This window comes from Pseudomonas sp. P1_F7, assembly GCF_056405655.1.
Map to the genome: position 1 here is coordinate 1 of NZ_JBFUBR010000044.1, position 3,632 is coordinate 3,632.

2 tRNA genes and 2 rRNA genes are annotated in these 3,632 nt (G+C 51.3%); all 4 read right to left on the bottom strand.

Annotated features, from left to right (window positions below):
- Positions 1–61 precede the first annotated feature (61 nt).
- A 23S ribosomal RNA gene (locus AC1D1M_RS31210) occupies positions 62–2,955 on the bottom strand.
- Between the two features lie 249 nt (positions 2,956–3,204).
- Positions 3,205–3,280: transfer RNA gene (locus tag AC1D1M_RS31215), tRNA-Ala, on the bottom strand.
- 30 nt (positions 3,281–3,310) lie between these two features.
- A tRNA-Ile gene (locus AC1D1M_RS31220) sits at positions 3,311–3,387 on the bottom strand.
- A gap of 160 nt (positions 3,388–3,547) precedes the next feature.
- Positions 3,548–3,632: ribosomal RNA gene (locus AC1D1M_RS31225) — 16S ribosomal RNA — on the bottom strand; the annotation flags it as partial.

A 3,632-nucleotide genomic window follows, 5' to 3' on the forward strand; every position in this document is an offset into this window, starting at 1 on the left:
TTTCGTCTTCACACACCGCAATCTGGTGCCTTTTCAGGTCAGCAAATTGCTTGGGTGTTATATGGTCAAGCCTCACGGGCAATTAGTATTGGTTAGCTCAACGCCTCACAGCGCTTACACACCCAACCTATCAACGTCGTAGTCTTCGACGGCCCTTCAGGGGACTCAAGGTCCCAGTGAGATCTCATCTTGAGGCAAGTTTCCCGCTTAGATGCTTTCAGCGGTTATCTTTTCCGAACATAGCTACCCGGCAATGCCACTGGCGTGACAACCGGAACACCAGAGGTTCGTCCACTCCGGTCCTCTCGTACTAGGAGCAGCCCCTCTCAAATCTCAAACGTCCACGGCAGATAGGGACCGAACTGTCTCACGACGTTCTAAACCCAGCTCGCGTACCACTTTAAATGGCGAACAGCCATACCCTTGGGACCGGCTTCAGCCCCAGGATGTGATGAGCCGACATCGAGGTGCCAAACACCGCCGTCGATATGAACTCTTGGGCGGTATCAGCCTGTTATCCCCGGAGTACCTTTTATCCGTTGAGCGATGGCCCTTCCATACAGAACCACCGGATCACTAAGACCTACTTTCGTACCTGCTCGACGTGTCTGTCTCGCAGTCAAGCGCGCTTTTGCCTTTATACTCTACGACCGATTTCCGACCGGTCTGAGCGCACCTTCGTACTCCTCCGTTACTCTTTAGGAGGAGACCGCCCCAGTCAAACTACCCACCATACACTGTCCTCGATCCGGATAACGGACCTGAGTTAGAACCTCAAAGTTGCCAGGGTGGTATTTCAAGGTTGGCTCCACGCGAACTGGCGTCCACGCTTCAAAGCCTCCCACCTATCCTACACAAGCAAATTCAAAGTCCAGTGCAAAGCTATAGTAAAGGTTCACGGGGTCTTTCCGTCTAGCCGCGGATACACTGCATCTTCACAGCGATTTCAATTTCACTGAGTCTCGGGTGGAGACAGCGCCGCCATCGTTACGCCATTCGTGCAGGTCGGAACTTACCCGACAAGGAATTTCGCTACCTTAGGACCGTTATAGTTACGGCCGCCGTTTACCGGGGCTTCGATCAAGAGCTTCGCGTTAGCTAACCCCATCAATTAACCTTCCGGCACCGGGCAGGCGTCACACCCTATACGTCCACTTTCGTGTTTGCAGAGTGCTGTGTTTTTAATAAACAGTCGCAGCGGCCTGGTATCTTCGACCGGCGTGGGCTTACGCAGYAAATGCTTCACCCTCACCGGCGCACCTTCTCCCGAAGTTACGGTGCCATTTTGCCTAGTTCCTTCACCCGAGTTCTCTCAAGCGCCTTGGTATTCTCTACCCAACCACCTGTGTCGGTTTGGGGTACGGTTCCTGGTTACCTGAAGCTTAGAAGCTTTTCTTGGAAGCATGGCATCAACCACTTCGTGTTCCAAAGGAACACTCGTCATCAGCTCTCGGCCTTARRATCCCGGATTTACCTAAGATYYCAGCCTACCACCTTAAACTTGGACAACCAACGCCAAGCTGGCCTAGCCTTCTCCGTCCCTCCATCGCAATAACCAGAAGTACAGGAATATTAACCTGTTTTCCATCGACTACGCTTTTCAGCCTCGCCTTAGGGACCGACTAACCCTGCGTCGATTAACGTTGCGCAGGAAACCTTGGTCTTTCGGCGTGGGTGTTTTTCACACCCATTGTCGTTACTCATGTCAGCATTCGCACTTCTGATACCTCCAGCAAGCTTCTCAACTCACCTTCACAGGCTTACAGAACGCTCCTCTACCGCATCATCCKAAGATGATACCCGTAGCTTCGGTGTATGGTTTGAGCCCCGTTACATCTTCCGCGCAGGCCGACTCGACTAGTGAGCTATTACGCTTTCTTTAAAGGGTGGCTGCTTCTAAGCCAACCTCCTAGCTGTCTAAGCCTTCCCACATCGTTTCCCACTTAACCATAACTTTGGGACCTTAGCTGACGGTCTGGGTTGTTTCCCTTTTCACGACGGACGTTAGCACCCGCCGTGTGTCTCCCATGCTCGGCACTTGTAGGTATTCGGAGTTTGCATCGGTTTGGTAAGTCGGGATGACCCCCTAGCCGAAACAGTGCTCTACCCCCTACAGTGATACATGAGGCGCTACCTAAATAGCTTTCGAGGAGAACCAGCTATCTCCGAGCTTGATTAGCCTTTCACTCCGATCCACAGGTCATCCGCTAACTTTTCAACGGTAGTCGGTTCGGTCCTCCAGTCAGTGTTACCTAACCTTCAACCTGCCCATGGATAGATCGCCCGGTTTCGGGTCTATTCCCAGCGACTAGACGCCCTATTAAGACTCGCTTTCGCTACGCCTCCCCTATTCGGTTAAGCTCGCCACTGAAAATAAGTCGCTGACCCATTATACAAAAGGTACGCAGTCACCCAACAAAGTGGGCTCCCACTGCTTGTACGCATACGGTTTCAGGATCTATTTCACTCCCCTCTCCGGGGTTCTTTTCGCCTTTCCCTCACGGTACTAGTTCACTATCGGTCAGTCAGTAGTATTTAGCCTTGGAGGATGGTCCCCCCATATTCAGACAAAGTTTCTCGTGCTCCGTCCTACTCGATTTCATGACCAAGAGATTTTCGCGTACAGGGCTATCACCCACTATGGCCGCACTTTCCAGAGCGTTCCGCTAATCTCAAAGCCACTTAAGGGCTRGTCCCCGTTCGCTCGCCACTACTAAGGGAATCTCGGTTGATTTCTTTTCCTCAGGGTACTTAGATGTTTCAGTTCCCCTGGTTCGCCTCTTGCACCTATGTATTCAGTACAAGATAACCATCTTATGATGGCTGGGTTCCCCCATTCAGACATCTCCGGATCAAAGTCTGTTTGCCGACTCCCCGAAGCTTTTCGCAGGCTACCACGTCTTTCATCGCCTCTGACTGCCAAGGCATCCACCGTATGCGCTTCTTCACTTGACCATATAACCCCAAGCAATCTGGTTATACTRTGAAGACGACATTCGCCGAAAATTCGATTCTTGCTCATAAAGAGCAACTCACAAATTTTACCTTAGCCTGATCCGTTACCAGTGAAAGTAACGTTCAGTCTATCTTTCTATCACATACCCAAATTTTTAAAGAACGAACTAGTCAAAGACTAGAAATCAACATTCACCATCGAACCGATGGAATGCTCATTTCTAAGCTTTACACAATCAGAAGCAGTAGTGGTGGAGCCAAACGGGATCGAACCGTTGACCTCCTGCGTGCAAGGCAGGCGCTCTCCCAGCTGAGCTATGGCCCCGTATTTCTACAGGCGTTTCCCACACAAAATTGGTGGGTCTGGGCAGATTCGAACTGCCGACCTCACCCTTATCAGGGGTGCGCTCTAACCAACTGAGCTACAGACCCAATTTCGAGCTGCTAAGGCCGACCTCACCCTGCTCTTTACCACGGAGCATGGGGTGCGCTCTAACCAACTRAGCTACAACCCCAAAGGCTGCTTCTTATCGTCTTCTTCAATGAATCAAGCAATTCGTGTGGGAACTTATGGAGCAGCTGAGTCGTCGATTAAGGAGGTGATCCAGCCGCAGGTTCCCCTACGGCTACCTTGTTACGACTTCACCCCAGTCATGAATCACACCGTGGTAACCGTC